This is a genomic window from Pseudomonas sp. Lb2C2, from assembly GCF_052112205.1.
GTDB lineage: Bacteria > Pseudomonadota > Gammaproteobacteria > Pseudomonadales > Pseudomonadaceae > Aquipseudomonas > Aquipseudomonas kilonensis.
In genome coordinates this window covers 331460-347436 of record NZ_JAUTYW010000006.1, presented here as the reverse complement: position 1 = coordinate 347436, position 15977 = coordinate 331460, and the positions used below count along the sequence as shown (strand labels likewise).

Genomic DNA, 15977 nt, shown 5'->3' with positions numbered 1-15977 from the left:
GCGGGAGCAAGCTCCCTCGCCACAAAAGCCTTCCGGGCTACACCTTAGCGATCCACGGCAAACCACGATGGCCTACCCCCTCTCCCAGGCAATGTCAGCCTTCATCGACAAAACCCTGAGCTTCACCAGCCCGGACGACAGCCTCGCCAGTTCGCGCCAGGCCTACAGCCAAATGTGCCGGGCGTTCACCGCGGCATGCCCGCCAACACTGGCCATCGAGGATTTCGAACTGGCCGGTGTGGCTGTGCGCGCCTATCACCCCCGGGGCGCCGCGCCACCCGCTGGCTGGCCGTGCATCCTCTATCTGCATGGCGGTGGTTGGGTAGTGGGGGACCTGGACTCCCATGACTTCATCTGCATGGAACTGGCGGCTGAGCTGGGCGCGTTGGTGGTGGCGGTGGATTATCGGTTGGCCCCGGAGCATCCATTTCCGGCTGGTTTCGAAGATTGCCTCGCAGTGTGGCGCCACCTGACGGATGCCCCGTTTGCCATCGACCCGCGTCGGCGGCTGGTGGTCGGTGACAGTGCCGGCGGCAATCTCGCCGCTGCGTTATGCCTGGCCTTGCGCGATGCCGGGCAAGTATTGCCCCGGGCCCAGGTGCTGATCTATCCGGCGCTAGGTGGCTCGGCAGCACTGCCATCGCGCCGTGAGTGTGCCGATGCGCCGCTGTTGAGCAGCCAAGACCTGGACAGCTATCACGCGCTGTACCTGGGCGACGCTGCACCCTCTCCCTGCGCCATGCCGTTGCTCGCCGAGCACCTGGACGGCTTGCCGCCGGCGTTGATCGTCGTGGCGCAATGGGACCCGCTGCGCGACGACGGCGTCCTTTATAGCGAGCGGTTGAATGCCGCAGGTGTAGCCTCTGTGTTGTACATGGGCGAAGGGTTGGTCCACGGTTGCCTGCGCGGCCGGGGCCAGGTACCGGAGGTCGATCAGATGTATCGCACGCTGCTGGCGTACCTGGCTGACATGCTTTGACTGCGCAGGGGACATGCTCATTCAGGTAATTCGGGTTTATGATGCCGGACGGCAGATTAAATAGACGTCCCTACAGGGATGACTCGACCCCTTACGGAGCGCGCAATGCAGACTTTGTACCCGCAGATCAAACCCCATGCCCGGCACGATCTGGCTGTCGATGACACCCACACGCTCTATGTCGATGAAAGCGGTTCCCCGGAAGGCCTGCCAGTGGTGTTCATTCACGGCGGCCCGGGTGCTGGCTGCGATGCGCAGAGCCGCCGCTACTTCGATCCGAACCTGTACCGCATCGTCACCTTCGACCAGCGCGGCTGCGGTCGGTCCACCCCCCATGCCAGCCTTGAGAACAACACCACCTGGGACCTGGTCGAAGACCTGGAGCGCATCCGCAAACACCTGGGCATCGAGAAATGGGTGCTGTTTGGCGGTTCCTGGGGTTCGACCCTGGCCCTGGCCTACTCCCAGACTCATCCAGAGCGGGTACACGGCCTGATCCTGCGTGGGATCTTTCTCTGCCGACCGCAGGAAATCGAGTGGTTCTACCAGGCCGGCGCCAGTCGCCTGTTCCCCGACTATTGGCAGGACTACATCGCACCGATCCCGTTGGACGAGCGCGACGACCTGCTCAGCGCTTTTCACAAGCGCCTGACCGGTAACGACCAGATCGCCCAGATGCACGCGGCCAAGGCCTGGTCCACCTGGGAAGGTCGCACCGCGACCCTGCGTCCCAACCCGCTGGTGGTCGATCGCTTCTCCGAGCCGCAGCGAGCGCTGTCGATCGCCCGGATCGAATGCCACTACTTCACCAACAATGCCTTCCTCGAACCTAACCAGTTGATTCGCGACATGGGCAAGATCGCCCATTTGCCGGGCGTCATCGTGCATGGCCGCTACGACGTCATCTGCCCGCTGGACAATGCCTGGGAGTTGCATCAGAACTGGCCCAACAGCGAACTGCAGGTCATTCGCGACGCCGGTCACGCCGCTTCTGAGCCGGGGATCACCGACGCACTGGTGCGCGCCGCTGCGCAAATGGCCCGGCGCCTGCTCGACCTGCCGCCCGAAGAAGCATGAAGGGACTGTTGCAACGCGTTCGCGGCGCACGGGTCGAAGTATCAGGCGAGATCGTCGGGGCCGTGGATCAGGGCTTGCTGGTGTTGGTGGCCGTCGAGCCCGGGGATAGCCGGGCCAGCGCCGACAAACTCCTGCACAAGCTGCTTAACTATCGAGTGTTCAGCGACGCCGACGGCAAGATGAACCTGTCCCTGGCGGATGTCGGTGGTGGGTTGTTGCTGGTGTCGCAGTTCACCTTGGCGGCAGACACCAAAAGCGGTCTGCGCCCGAGCTTTTCGACCGCCGCGCCTCCTGCCTTGGGCGAAGAGTTGTTCAACTATTTGCTAACTCAGGCGAAACAGGTGCATGGCACTGTGGCATCAGGTAGATTCGGCGCCGACATGCAGGTTCATTTGGTCAATGATGGCCCGGTAACCTTCCTGTTACAGGTCTGAAAGCGTTTGAAACATCTTTTCGGTTCTGTTTCGAGGCAAAACAGGGAGTTTTCTCGATAAATACTTTGCTGCCCCTGATGCGTTGTCACGCGGGCTACTAGATAATCGCGCGCTACGGGGGATCAGCGTTCGCTGGTCCATTTGACTTAGGTAGAGACTTGTCCTGGACCGTTTGGGGAATCATTTTGTCCCATCGGAGTCGGAACAATGCTCGCCAACTTGGCAAGAGTGGTCGGCAGGGACGGTTTTTCAGCGCCGTTACCGTGCAGATACTTTATCTGGCCGTTGGTTTTTTGATCAGTTTTCGGCGAGGGTTGCTCGTGATTGTTAGTCCCTGTAATGCACCAAAAATGACTGCCAAACGGTTTAGAAGCGCCTTGGTAGCGGGCTCGGCCCTGCTGTGCCTGTTCGGCGCGGGCCAATTGTGGGCATTCAGCCTGGATGATGTATCGGCGAAGGCACAAGAACTGGCCGGGCAGAAGTTCGAAGCCCCGCGCAGCAATTTGCCGAACGAATTCCGCGAAATGAAATTCGCCGATTATCAGAAAATTCGTTTCCGCACCGAAAAAGCTGAATGGGCCGACCAGAAGACCCCGTTCCGGCTGTCCTTCTATCACCAGGGCATGCATTTCGACACGCCGGTGAAGATCAACGAAATCACCGCGACCACCGTCGACGAGATCAAGTACGACCCGACCCGTTTCGATTTCGGCGACGTAAAGTTCGATCCCAAGGCCACCGAACAGCTGGGCTACGCGGGTTTTCGCGTGTTGTACCCGATCAACAAGGCCGACAAGCAAGACGAAATCATGACCATGCTGGGCGCGAGTTATTTCCGCGTCATCGGCAAGGGCCAGGTTTACGGTTTGTCCGCTCGTGGCATGGCCATCGACACCGCGTTGCCATCCGGTGAGGAGTTCCCGCGCTTTCGCGAGTTCTGGATCCAGCGTCCGAAACCGACCGACAAGCACCTGGTGATCTTCGCCCTGCTGGATTCGCCACGGGCCACGGGTGCTTATCGCCTGACCGTGCGTCCGGGCACCGACACCGTCGTCGACGTGAAATCACGGGTGTTCCTGCGTGATCGCGTCAACAAGCTGGGTATCGCCCCGTTGACCAGCATGTTCCTGTTCGGCGCCAACCAGCCGTCCAAGGTGCTGAATTATCGTCGTGAGCTCCACGATTCCAGCGGCCTGTCCATCCATGCCGGCAACGGCGAGTGGATCTGGCGTCCGCTGAACAACCCGAAACACTTGGCCGTGAGCAACTTCTCGGTGGAAAACCCGCGTGGTTTCGGCTTGCTGCAACGGGGTCGTGACTTCAGCCACTATGAAGACCTGGATGACCGTTACGAAAAACGTCCAAGCGCCTGGATCGAACCGAAAGGCGATTGGGGCAAGGGTTCTGTCGATCTGGTAGAGATTCCGACCGCCGACGAAACCAACGACAACATCGTTGCGTTCTGGAGCCCGGAAAAACTGCCTGAGCCTGGCCAGCCGCTGGACTTCGCCTACCGTCTGCATTGGACGCTCGATGAAGCCAACCTGCACTCGCCAGACAGCGCCTGGGTCAAGCAGACCCTGCGTTCCACCGGTGACGTGAAGCAGTCCAACCTGATCCGTCAGCCGGACGGCAGCGTCGCCTACCTGGTGGATTTCGAAGGGCCGTCCCTGCAAGCGCTGCCTGAAGACGCTGAAGTGCGTAGCCAGGTGAGTGTTGGCGACAACGGCGAGATCGTCGAGAACAGCGTGCGCTACAACCCTGAGACCAAGGGCTGGCGCCTGACGTTGCGCTTGAAGATCAAGGACCCGAGCAAAGCGACCGAGATGCGTGCCGCACTGGTCAGGCCGCTGGTTCCTGTCGAGCTGCCAGCCACCGCGCATTCCGTGGCCACGCTGGCCAAGGCCGACAAGGTCGCCAAGCAGCAGAGCGAAAAAGAGAAAGCCAACGAGCAAGCCGGCGAGCAGAAAGAAGCCAAGGCCGTCAAGGCGGCCACCGCCGCCGCCGAGCCGACCCCAACCCCACAGGAACCGGAACAGACTGAACAAGTCCTGACCGAGACCTGGAGCTACCAGTTGCCTGCCGATGAGTAATACGTCCGTACAACCAGAGTCTCTGCGTGAGTATCTGGCCCATTTGCCGATGACCGACGAGCAGCGCGCCGAGCTGGCGGGCTGCTCGTCATTCAGCGAATTGCATGAGCGTCTGGCTTCTTCGACATTCGACGCACCCAACGAGGCGGCGCAAGCCTCGGTGGGCCGTCGCCTGACGCTGAGCACCGCCGAGGAACTCGAGGACGCCGAAATGCTGGCCCTCGACTCCAGCGGCCGGGTGTGCTTGAAGGCGACACCGCCGATTCGCCGGACCAAGGTCGTACCGGAGCCGTGGCGCACCAATATCCTGGTGCGCGGCTGGCGGCGCCTGACCGGTCGTACCAACCCGCCGAAGCCGCCCAAGGATGAGCGCGTGCTGCCCCATGCACGCTGGCGTACCGTGGGTTCGATCCGCCGCTACATCCTGCTGATCCTGATGCTTGGCCAGACCATCGTCGCCGGCTGGTACATGAAGGGCATCATGCCGTACCAGGGCTGGTCGCTGGTGGACCTGGACGAAGTCCTGCACCAACCGCTGATGCAGACGGCCACGCAAGTGCTGCCGTATGCGTTGCAAACCAGCATCCTGATTCTGTTCGGGATCCTGTTCTGCTGGGTGTCGGCGGGTTTCTGGACGGCGCTGATGGGCTTTCTCGAATTGCTCACCGGCCACGACAAATATCGCATCTCCGGCGCTAGCGCCGGTAACGAGCCGATTCCCAAGGACGCCCGCACCGCGCTGGTGATGCCGATCTGCAACGAAGACGTGGCACGGGTATTCGCCGGTTTGCGCGCGACCTTCGAGTCGGTGGCCGCCACTGGCGACCTGGATCGCTTCGACTTTTTCGTGCTCAGCGACAGTAACGAAACCGACATCTGCGTGGCCGAACAACAGGCCTGGCTGGACGTCTGCCGTGAAGCCGGGGGCTTCGGCAAAATCTTCTACCGCCGTCGTCGCCGTCGCGTGAAGCGCAAGAGTGGCAACCTCGACGACTTCTGCCGTCGTTGGGGTGGTGACTACAAGTACATGGTCGTACTCGACGCGGACTCCGTGATGAGCGGTACGTGCCTGACCAGCCTGGTGCGCCTGATGGAAGCCACGCCGGATGCCGGCATCATCCAGACCGCGCCACGGGCCTCGGGCATGGACACGCTGTATGCGCGCATGCAGCAGTTCGCCACTCGGGTGTATGGCCCCTTGTTCACTGCCGGCCTGCACTTCTGGCAGTTGGGCGAATCCCATTATTGGGGTCACAACGCGATCATCCGCATGAAACCGTTCATCGAGCACTGCGCCCTGGCGCCGTTGCCCGGTAAAGGCGCGTTCGCCGGTGCCATCCTGTCCCACGACTTCGTCGAAGCTGCGTTGATGCGCCGTGCCGGCTGGGGCGTGTGGATTGCCTATGACCTGCCGGGCAGCTACGAAGAACTGCCGCCGAACCTGCTGGACGAACTCAAGCGTGACCGTCGCTGGTGCCACGGCAACCTGATGAACTTCCGGCTGTTCCTGGTCAAGGGCATGCACCCGGTGCATCGTGCGGTGTTCCTGACCGGCGTGATGTCCTACCTGTCGGCGCCGCTGTGGTTCTTCTTCCTGGTGCTGTCCACCGCGCTGCTGGCGGTGAACACGCTGATGGAGCCGCAGTACTTCCTCGAGCCACGCCAGCTTTATCCGCTGTGGCCGCAATGGCATCCGGAAAAGGCCATCGCCCTGTTCTCGACCACCATCGTGCTGCTGTTCCTGCCCAAGCTGCTGAGCATCGTGTTGATCTGGGCCAAGGGCGCGAAGGAGTTCGGTGGCAAGTTCAAGGTGACCATGTCCATGTTGCTGGAGATGCTGTTCTCCATGCTGCTGGCGCCGGTTCGCATGATCTTCCACACCCGTTTCGTGCTCGCCGCTTTCCTGGGCTGGGCCGCGACCTGGAACTCGCCGAAACGTGACGACGACTCCACGCCATGGAGCGAAGCGGTCAAGCGCCACGGTCCGCAAACCTTGCTGGGCTTTTTCTGGGCCTTGCTGGTGATCTGGCTGAACCCAAGCTTCCTCTGGTGGCTGGTGCCGATCGTCGGGTCGTTGATCCTGTCGATCCCGGTGTCGGTGATCTCCAGCCGCGTGGGCCTGGGCTTGAAGTCCCGCGATGAGAGCCTGTTCCTGATCCCTGAGGAATACGCCCCGCCCCAGGAGCTGCTGTCGACGGACCAGTACACCCATGAAAACCGTTGGCATGCGCTGAACGACGGTTTCATCCGGGCGGTGGTCGATCCGCAACAGAACGCCTTGGCGTGTGCGTTGGCCACCTCGCGTCACGGCCAGGCCGAGCCGATTGAATGGCTGCGGGTCGAACGTGTTCGTCACGCCCTGAAGGTTGGTCCTGCCGAGCTCAGCAACGCTGAGCGACTGGCGTTGCTAAGTGACCCGGTGGCCCTGTCCCGCCTGCATGAGCAGGTCTGGAGCGAGGCTCATCCGGAGTGGCTGGCGGCGTGGCGTGAGTCGGTCAAGGCCGATCCTCATGCACCGTTGCTGCCGCTACAGCCGGTGAGCGTACAGCCTCAAGTGGCCTGATACGCAAAAAGCCCCGCTTCTGGAAGGAAGCGGGGCTTTTTGTTGGGCGCTATTTCAGTATTTGAGCGCTATCCGTGGCGAGGTCAGGACTGTGTATTGACGTTGTCCAGTACCCGATTCGCCAACAAACCAATGGTTGACGCTCCTTGATTGATGGAGCCGCCAGACATCGCTGCTAAACGAAAAGGGTGGCGACTGTGCGCGGGTTAGCAGACCAGGAATCAAGGAACCCGGCGCACCGAAGTGCCCCACGCACAGCCGCCATAAAGCGGACCTGCGTGCCTTGATATTGTGCCGAGCTGCTAAACCCGATCGCTGAACTGACAGCGACTGGCAAACATTAGAGCCCAGGCCCAAGGCGCACAAGCCAGCGGATTCTGGCGTAGTTGTAGGCAATGGCGCAAGGCGCCGTAGCCTTGGGATGACGGCTTGCGGGACGCAGGTATTTTTGTATGTATATCAGTTGGTTAGGTAACGGCTACTTAGGGTTCCGCCCTTACGGCGGGTCACTTTCGAAAAGCGCGAAAGTAACCAAAGCGCTTCTGCCCCACCACTTGGTGCCTCGCCTAGGCTCGGCATGCCCGAACGAAGGCATTGCTCCGTGGGCCCGCCGCGAAGGGCCATCCATGGCCCAGCGCGGCTATCCCGGCATCCATGCCGGGATGCCCACTCCACAATGCCTGCGTTCGGCCAGCGTGGTTAACGGGGCGCCGAGATCAACGTCCACCGCGAGGCGGCCTAGTAGCCGGCCTGGCTCTCCCGGTCGTACACCCATCAGATCTGTTTGAGCAGGGCCTGTGGGAGCAAAGCTTGCTCGCGAGGCGGCCTGACAGCCGACCTGGCTCTCCCGGTCGCACACCCATCAGGTCTGTTTGAGCAGGACCTGTGGGAGCAAAGCTTGCTCGCGAGGCGGCCTGACAGCCGACCTGGCTCTCCCGGTCGCACACCCATCAGATCTGTTTGAGCAGGGCCTGTGGGAGCAAAGCTTGCTCGCGAGGCGGCCTGACAGCCGACCTGGCTCTCCCGGTCGCACACCCATCAGGTCTGTTTGAGCAGGACCTGTGGGAGCAAAGCTTGCTCGCGAGGCGGCTTGACAGCCGACCTGGCTCTCCCGGTCGCACACCCATCAGATCTGTTTGAGCAGGACCTGTGGGAGCAAAGCTTGCTCGCGAGGCGGCTTGACAGCCGACCTGGCTCTCCCGGTCGTACACCCATCAGATCTGTTTGAGCAGGGCCTGTGGGGGCAAAGCTTGCTCGCGAGGCGGCCTGACAGCCGACCTGGTTCTCCCGGTCGTACTTCGATCCCATTGTGGGAGCGAGCCTGCTCGCGAAGGCGGCGGGGCAGTCAGTATTGATGTTGCCTGACAGACCGCTATCGCGAGCAAGCCTTGCTCCCACAGATCTAAAGGGTGTACGACCGGGAGAGCCAGGTCGGCTACTAGGCCGCCTCGCGGTGGACGTTGATCTCGGGCGCCCCGTTAACCACGCTGGCCGAACGCAGGTATTGCGCAGTGGGCACCTCGGCATGGATGCCGAGGTAGCCGCGCTGGGCCATGGATGGCCCTTCGCGGCGGGCCCACGGAGCAATGCCGGAGTGAGGGCATGCCGAGCCTAGGCGAGGCACCGAGTGGTGGGGCAGAAGCGTTTTGCTTACTTTTGACTGGGCCGGCTCCCGGGCTTCTCAAAAGTGAGCCGCTGTAAGAGCGGAACCGTCAGCAGCCGTTACCTAAATAACGGATATACACACGACACCAATACCCAAATCAAACCCGGAACCGCCCCACCAACGCCTGCAAATGCACCCCCAACCGCGCCAGCTCAGCACTGGAGGCGGCAGTCTCCTCACTGGACGACGCCGTTTGCTCCGACACATCACGCACATTCAGCACACTACGGTTGATCTCCTCAGCCACAGCACTCTGCTGCTCGGCCGCCGCCGCGATCTGTTGGTTCATCGCCTGGATCGCTGAGACGGTGCGGGTGATGTTTTCCAGCGAGCCACCAGCGCGGCGGGTCAGTTCGACACTGGTGTCGGTCAGGCCGCGGCTGCTGTCCATGATCGTCGAGACCTTTTCGGTACCGCTCTGCAGGCCAACAATCAATTCCTCGATTTCCTCGGTGGACTTCTGGGTGCGCTGCGCCAGGCTGCGAACCTCATCGGCCACGACCGCAAAGCCACGTCCGGCTTCCCCTGCACGGGCCGCTTCGATGGCGGCGTTGAGGGCCAGCAGGTTGGTCTGTTGGGCGACGGACTTGATCACGTCCAGCACGCTGCCGATCTTGTCGCTTTCACGCTTCAAATCGCCCATCGCCGTGGTGGAGTTACCCACTTCCTTAGCCAGGCGCTCGATCTGGGCGATGGCTTCGCCGACGACCCTTTCGCCCTCGCGCGCCTGCTGGTCGGCGGCGACGGCGGCTTCGGAGGCTTCTTCGGCGTTGCGTGCCACTTCCTGCACCGTGGCAGTCATTTCATTCATGGCCGTGGCGACCTGATCGGTTTCCATTTTCTGGCTATTGACCCCGGCACTGGTCTGCTCGGTGACGGTCGAGAGCTGTTCGGCGGCGCTGGCGATTTGCGTAACCCCATCGCTGATACCGCCGATCAGTTGCCGCAGGCTGATCACCATGCGTTGCAGGCTGCTTTGCAACTGGCCCATTTCGTCGCGACGATTGACTTCAAGGTTATGGCTCAGGTCGCCCGAAGCGACGCGTTCGACTGCAACCAGGGTGTGTTGCAGCGGAACGACGATCTGCCGGGTAATGATCCACGCTGCCAGCAGGCCAAACGCCAAGGCCAGGAGGGTGACGGTGATCAACGCCTCTTTCGCGTGAATCGTTTCCTGATCACGTCTCTCGGTCTGGGAGGCAGTCAATCGGTGGCTTAAATCGTTCAAACGGGTGTCTTGCTCCACCATTCGCTTGAGGGCTGAGGCATTGGCTACCTGAGAGTCTCGGAACTGACTGACTGCGGTGCGATAGGCCTTCATTGATTCGGTGGCCTGTTGCAGGTTGGCGGCGTATTGCTCCGGCAGTTTGCTTGGCAGGGCCTCCAGGGTTTTCAAGACGTTATCAATGGCCTCCAGCGCCGGTTGCTCGGCTTCGGCCTTGCCGCTATAGGTGTAGCCCCGGACCTGGTAGCGCGCTTGCTGGATGAGTTTGCTCAGCTCAACCACGTCGTTGAATAGAGGGACACTGTCGCCTTGGCGCAAGGCATCTTCGACTTCCTTCACCTTGGCCACGGCGTTGTCGGCGTTGGCTCCCAGCTTGGATCGGGCCGATTCGCGGTTCTGCGTCGCCTGGGTCATGTCGGCAAAGGCGCGCTTGTACTCGTCGAGCGTCGCCAATTGCTGGTTGAGCATTTCCAGGTCCGAGGCACGCGTAAATGTTTTGAGAGAGGCGTGGGTGCCTTCCAGCAGCTTGACCAAGAGTTCGCTGACGGCTGTCGGGCCCTGTTCACCCCGACGCATTTCGTAGTCGAGACGGGCGACGCGCAGATCCTTGTCCAGCTCGTTGAGCTCGGCGATCGACGCCTGCTTATCTGCGCGGCTGATCACACTACTCAGGCTGTTCCAGCCGGCGAAGGTGCTCAGGACGGTCATGAGCAGTACCAGGCCAAAACCGAAACCCAGTTTGCGATTGACGCTTACATTTCCCAGCTTCTCGGTCAGCCAACTGAACATGCTGATACTCCCTCGAACCTTTTATAGGCTTTATGAGAAGAGTATCGACCATGTTGTAGCGATCTGTAGGAAATAGGCGGGTGTATTCCCGTGGCGAAGGAGCAAGCTCCCTCGCCAGGGTGTCAGACCTTGAAGCGCCCCACCAACGTCTGCAAATGAACGCCCAGCCGCGCCAGTTCGGCGCTCGAGGCGGCGGTTTCTTCACTGGAGGCGGCGGTTTGTTCGGACACGTCGCGTACGTTCAGCACGCTGCGGTTGATTTCCTCGGCCACGGCGCTTTGTTGCTCGGCGGCTGCGGCGATCTGTTGGTTCATCGACTGGATCGCCGAGACCGTGCGAGTGATGTTTTCCAGTGAACCACCGGCGCGGCGGGTCAGCTCGACGCTGTTGTCGGTCAGGTTGCGACTGTTGTCCATGATGGTCGCGACCTGCTGGGTACCCGATTGCAGGCCGACGATCAGCTCTTCGATTTCTTCGGTGGACTTCTGGGTGCGCTGCGCCAGGCTGCGAACCTCATCGGCCACGACCGCAAAGCCACGTCCGGCTTCCCCTGCACGGGCCGCTTCGATGGCGGCGTTGAGGGCCAGCAGGTTGGTTTGCTGGGCGACGGACTTGATCACGTCGAGCACGCTGCCGATCTTGTCGCTTTCACGCTTCAAGTCGCCCATCGCCGCGGTGGAGTTGCCCACTTCGAGGGCCAGGCGTTCGATCTGGGCGATGGCTTCGCCAACCACTTTTTCACCTTCGCGTGCCTGCTGGTCGGCGGCGAGGGCGGCTTCGGAGGCTTCCTCGGCATTACGTGCCACTTCCTGCACGGTGGCGGTCATTTCGTGCATCGCGGTAGCGACCTGGTCGGTTTCCACTTTCTGGCTGTTGACGCCGGCGCTGGTCTGCTCGGTAACGGCCGAGAGCTGGTCGGCGGCGCTGGCAATCTGTGTGACGCCTTGGCTGATGCCGCCGATCAATTGGCGCAGGCCCACGGTCATGCGCTGCATGGCCCGCTGCAGCTGGCCCAGCTCGTCGCGGCGCTCGGAGTTGAGGTCGTGGGTCAGGTCACCGGCGGCCACGCCCTCGGCGATCTTGAGGGTCTGGCTCAAGGGGCCGACGATCTGCCGAGTGATCGCCACGGCTGAGATGATGCCGAACAAGAGGGCCAGGGTTGCGGCCACGATCAGGAAGGTCTTGGCCTGGGCCGCATCACGGTCACGCACGCCGGTCTGGGAGATGGTCAACTTTTGGCTGGCTTCGAGCAACACTTCGCCTTGCTCGGCCATGCGCTTGAGTGCTGCGGCGGTATCAAGCTGGGAATCGCGGAACTGACTAACCGCTGCTCGATAGACGTTCATCGAGTCGCTGGCCTGCTGGAGCCTGTCGGCGTGTTCTTCAGGCAACTGGGCCGGCAAACGTGCAAGCAGTTTCAGGACATCGGTAATTGCATCGATGGCCGGTTGTTGGGCCTCGCTTTTGCCACTGTAGGTGTAGCCGCGAACCTGATAGCGCGCCTGTTGGATCGCCTTGCTCAGGCTCACCACGCTGTTGAACTGGGTGACATCGCCGCCTTGCAGCAGCGCTTTTTCCACTTCGGTGACGCGGGCCACGGCGTTGTCGGCGCTGGCGCCGAGTTTGCTGCGGGCGTCTTCACGGCTGGCGGTGGCGAGGATCATCTCGGCGAAGGCGCTTTTGTATTCGGCGACGGCGGCCAACTGCTGGTCGATCAATGCAACATCGTCCGGCTGCTCAATCAGCTCGCGAGCGGTCTTGAGCCCCGCGTCGAGCTTGCCAGTCAGATCGTTGACCTCCTGCGGACCGTTTTCACCACGAGAGTTGTAGTAGTCCATGCGCGCCAGGCGCAAGTCCTTGGTCAACCCGCTGAGTTCGGAAATGAACCCCAGCTTGTCGCCACGGCTGATCACGTTGCCCAGGCCGGTCCAGCCGGTAAACGCGATCATCAAGGTCAGGAACAGCACAAGGCCGAAGCCTGCGCCGAGTTTGCGATTGACGCTTACATTTCCCAGACTCTGGGCAAACCACTGGAACATGCCGATACTCCCTCGCAGCGCTTATTTTGTTTTATCCGTGCTATATCGGCCTTCAGGGAGGGATCTGTAGAAATGAGCGGAAGATATTGAGCTCGCTGACTTGTGGCGAGGGGAGCATCAGGCCGCAGAGGATCAGAACAGTCGTGCGAGCAGCGCTGTAACCGCGGTCTCGACCCGCAGGATCCGCTCACCCAGTTGTACCGGTTGCAGGCCGGCCTTGCCCAGCAGGTCGATCTCGTAGGGAATCCAACCGCCTTCGGGCCCGATGGCCAAGGTCACCGGTTCTGTTAGCGCTCGCGGGCAGGGCGGGTGGTTGCCAGGGTGGCCGACCAGTCCGAGGGTGCCGTTCACGATGGCCGGCAGGCGGTCCTCGACGAAGGGCTTGAAGCGTTTTTCGATGATGATTTCTGGCAGCACGCTGTCCCGGGCTTGTTCCAGGCCCAGGATCAGTTGCTCACGGATGGCCTCGGGCTCGAGGAACGGTGTCTGCCAAAAGCTCTTTTCCACGCGATAGCTGTTGACCAGCACCACACGCGGCACGCCCATGGTGGCGACGGTCTGGAACACCCGCCGGAGCATTTTCGGACGCGGCAGGGCCAGTACCAGGGTCAGCGGCAACTTGGCCGGCGCTGGCTGGTCGAGGGTCACTTGCAGTTCGGCTTCGCGGGCTTCCAGGCGCAGCACCTGGGCCGTACCCATCAACCCACCGATACGCCCGACCCGCAGGCTGTCACCGACGGCGCTGCGATGGACTTCCTGCATGTGGGTCAACCGGCGATCGCTCAGGATCACGCGGTCAGGCCCGATGAAGTCGGCCTCTTCGAGCAGCAGCAGGTTCACGCTTGGGTCGCTGGCGGCTGGTCGTTGTGGTCATCGACCGGTTGTTCCTCGGGTTCTTCTTCCCGGCGCTTGCGCACCAGGCCACCGAACAGGATGCCGATCTCGAACAGCAGCCACATCGGCACAGCCAGCAGGGTCTGGGAGAAGATGTCCGGCGGGGTCAGGATCATGCCAACCACGAAGCAGCCGATGATCACGTAGGGGCGGATCTTCTTCAGGTAGGCAACGTCAACCACGCCGATCCACACCAGCAGCACCACCGCCACCGGGATTTCGAACGCCACGCCGAAGGCGAAGAACAGCGTCATGACGAAATCCAGGTAGCTGCTGATGTCGGTCATCATTTCCACGCCCGCCGGGGTGGCGGCGGCGAAGAACTTGAAGATCAGCGGGAACACCAGGTAATAGGCGAAGGCCATGCCGGTGTAGAACAGCAGGATGCTGGACACCAGCAGCGGCACGGCGATGCGTTTTTCATGCTTGTACAGGCCCGGTGCAATGAAGCCCCAGATCTGGTGCAGGATCACCGGGATCGCCAGGAACAGCGAGACCATCATCGTCAGCTTCAGTGGCGTCAGGAACGGCGACGACACGTCGGTGGCAATCATTGTCGCCCCTACCGGCAGGTACTGGCGCAGCGGCGTGGAGACGAAGGTGTAGATCTGCTGGGTGAAGGAAAACAGTCCGGCGAAAATGATGAAAACCGCCGCGACGCAACGCAGCAGGCGGGTGCGCAACTCGGTGAGGTGCGATACCAGCGGCATCGGCTGGTCGTTTTCAGGGATATCGCTCATGGGGCTCGCGGCGGCAAAGTAGGGTCGTTAGGCGCAGGGACAGCAGCGGGCGCTGCGTCCGCTACCGTCGGTGTCACTGGCGTCGGTTCAGCCGCCGACCCCACGCCATCCGCGGGTGCCTGGGGCGCAATCGCCTGTTCGGCCACGGGCTGGACCGACGTCGGCTCCTGTTGGGTCGGCGTGAAGATTTTCCGCGCTTCCTGCTCCAGGGACAGAATATGTTCGTTGTGAAGTTGCCGACGGATGTCGTCGGCACCGATTTCACGTTCAACTTCCTGTTTGATCGCATTGAAGCTGCGCTTCAGACGGCCGATCCAGAGACCGGCGGTGCGCGCAGCACCCGGCAGACGCTCGGGACCCAGTACCAGCAGGGCGACGAGGCCGACGAGCAGCAGTTCAGTGAAGCTGATCCCAAACATTAGTCAGTGCTCACGAGTCTTTGCGGATTGGCTCTTCGACTTTCTGGGCCTGCACGTCGATGGTATTCGGCGCATTCACAGGTTGAGTGGCCTGCGGGTGTACCGGTTGGGTCGGTTGTGCGGGCTGAGCCTGGGTTGTCGTCGGATCGGCTGGTTTCTCATCATCGTTCATGGCCTTGCGAAAACCCTTGATCGACTCGCCGACATCGGTGCCGAGGTTTTTCAGTTTCTTGGTACCGAACACCAGCACCACGACGACCAGGATGACGACCCAGTGTTTCCAGTCAAAAATACCCATGTGGCTATTCCTCTCAAAAGTTGATCAGGCGGACGGGCGCGAGGCTTTCTCGACATGCCCGGACAGACCGAAGCGACGGTCCAGTTCATCCAGTACGGCCTGCGGATGCTGCCCCAGTTGGGCCAGCATGACCAGGCTGTGGAACCACAGGTCGGCGGTCTCGTAGATCACGTCGCTGCAATCGCCACTGATGGCGGCGTCCTTGGCGGCGATGATGGTCTCGACCGACTCTTCGCCGACTTTCTCCAGAATCTTGTTCAAGCCCTTGTGGTACAGGCTGGCGACATAGGAACTGTCGGCCGCGGCGCCCTTGCGCTCTTCCAGCACCTGGGCCAGGCGGGTCAGGGTGTCACTCATGGGTATGTCCTGAATAAATGGCATGCGGGTCCTTGAGCACCGGGTCGACGGTTTTCCAGTCGCCGTTCTCGAAGACGCGATAGAAGCAGCTTTGACGGCCGGTGTGGCAGGCAATCTCACCGACTTGCTCGACCATCAGGATGATGACGTCGCCGTCGCAGTCCAGGCGCATCTCATGCAGGTGCTGCACATGCCCGGACTCTTCACCTTTGCGCCACAGCTTGCCACGGGAACGTGACCAATAGATGGCGCGGTTCTCGGCGGCGGTCAAGGCCAGCGCTTCGCGGTTCATCCAGGCCATCATCAATACGCGCCCGGTCTTGTGGTCCTGGGCGATGGCCGGCACCAGGCCGTCAGCGTCCCATTTGATCTCGTCCTGCCAGTTTTTCATCTTTGACTCCGAC

Annotated in this window: 13 protein-coding genes and 2 pseudogenes; 5 read left to right on the top strand and 10 right to left on the bottom strand. The window is 61.7% G+C overall.

The window, feature by feature from the left end:
• The first annotated feature begins 67 nt into the window (after window positions 1–67).
• From Q7F16_RS20150 to mdoH, 5 genes are all read left to right on the top strand, one after another.
• The gene (locus Q7F16_RS20150) at window positions 68–979 is read left to right on the top strand and encodes an alpha/beta hydrolase (protein WP_046064109.1); all 912 of its coding nucleotides are present in this window, start codon (window positions 68–70) and stop codon (window positions 977–979) included.
• A gap of 105 nt (window positions 980–1084) precedes the next feature.
• Entirely contained in the window at window positions 1085–2056 is a 972-nt protein-coding gene (gene pip, locus Q7F16_RS20145; RefSeq protein WP_046064110.1) for a prolyl aminopeptidase, read from the top strand.
• Window positions 2053–2490, top strand: coding sequence for a D-aminoacyl-tRNA deacylase (gene dtd, locus Q7F16_RS20140; protein ID WP_186652509.1), 438 nt, complete (start codon window positions 2053–2055; stop codon window positions 2488–2490). Before pip ends, dtd begins: the two co-directional genes overlap by 4 nt.
• Window positions 2491–2840: 350 nt before the next feature.
• A complete protein-coding gene (locus tag Q7F16_RS20135) occupies window positions 2841–4583 on the top strand; it encodes a glucan biosynthesis protein G (RefSeq protein WP_162493979.1) in 1743 nt (580 codons plus the stop codon).
• On the top strand, window positions 4576–7146 hold the full coding sequence (mdoH, locus tag Q7F16_RS20130) for a glucans biosynthesis glucosyltransferase MdoH (RefSeq protein ID WP_041475673.1): 2571 nt from the start codon (window positions 4576–4578) through the stop codon (window positions 7144–7146). Before Q7F16_RS20135 ends, mdoH begins: the two co-directional genes overlap by 8 nt.
• A gap of 1763 nt (window positions 7147–8909) precedes the next feature.
• On the opposite strand, the gene Q7F16_RS20125 is transcribed toward mdoH, so the two are convergent.
• The 10 genes and pseudogenes from Q7F16_RS20125 to hisI all read right to left on the bottom strand — a co-directional run bounded on the left by Q7F16_RS20125 (window position 8910) and on the right by hisI (window position 15964).
• The gene (locus tag Q7F16_RS20125; RefSeq protein WP_409557475.1) at window positions 8910–9623 is read right to left on the bottom strand and encodes a methyl-accepting chemotaxis protein; all 714 of its coding nucleotides are present in this window, start codon (window positions 9621–9623) and stop codon (window positions 8910–8912) included.
• Window positions 9624–9764: 141 nt separating this feature from the next.
• Window positions 9765–10745, bottom strand: a pseudogene (locus Q7F16_RS20120) (methyl-accepting chemotaxis protein); the annotation flags it as partial.
• Window positions 10746–10948: 203 nt separating this feature from the next.
• On the bottom strand, window positions 10949–11662 hold the full coding sequence (locus Q7F16_RS20115; protein ID WP_413201715.1) for a methyl-accepting chemotaxis protein: 714 nt from the start codon (window positions 11660–11662) through the stop codon (window positions 10949–10951).
• 144 nt (window positions 11663–11806) lie between these two features.
• Window positions 11807–12775: pseudogene (locus Q7F16_RS20110) on the bottom strand (methyl-accepting chemotaxis protein); the annotation flags it as partial.
• Window positions 12776–12997: 222 nt separating this feature from the next.
• Window positions 12998–13705: a 16S rRNA (uracil(1498)-N(3))-methyltransferase gene (locus Q7F16_RS20105; protein ID WP_057448761.1), complete on the bottom strand. Its 708-nt coding sequence runs from the start codon at window positions 13703–13705 to the stop codon at window positions 12998–13000.
• Window positions 13702–14499, bottom strand: a complete 798-nt coding sequence (gene tatC / locus Q7F16_RS20100; RefSeq protein WP_014336144.1) for a twin-arginine translocase subunit TatC — start codon at window positions 14497–14499, stop codon at window positions 13702–13704. Before tatC ends, Q7F16_RS20105 begins: the two co-directional genes overlap by 4 nt.
• Window positions 14496–14918, bottom strand: a complete 423-nt coding sequence (tatB, locus tag Q7F16_RS20095; RefSeq protein WP_409557399.1) for a Sec-independent protein translocase protein TatB — start codon at window positions 14916–14918, stop codon at window positions 14496–14498. The genes tatC and tatB overlap by 4 nt, the downstream gene beginning before the upstream one ends.
• A 10-nt stretch (window positions 14919–14928) precedes the next feature.
• Window positions 14929–15216, bottom strand: coding sequence for a twin-arginine translocase TatA/TatE family subunit (locus tag Q7F16_RS20090; protein ID WP_046064117.1), 288 nt, complete (start codon window positions 15214–15216; stop codon window positions 14929–14931).
• 24 nt (window positions 15217–15240) lie between these two features.
• Complete coding sequence (locus Q7F16_RS20085; protein ID WP_003186671.1) at window positions 15241–15573, bottom strand: phosphoribosyl-ATP diphosphatase; 333 nt, start codon at window positions 15571–15573, stop codon at window positions 15241–15243.
• A complete protein-coding gene (hisI, locus tag Q7F16_RS20080) occupies window positions 15566–15964 on the bottom strand; it encodes a phosphoribosyl-AMP cyclohydrolase (protein ID WP_003196931.1) in 399 nt (132 codons plus the stop codon). Before hisI ends, Q7F16_RS20085 begins: the two co-directional genes overlap by 8 nt.
• Window positions 15965–15977: the final 13 nt, after the last annotated feature.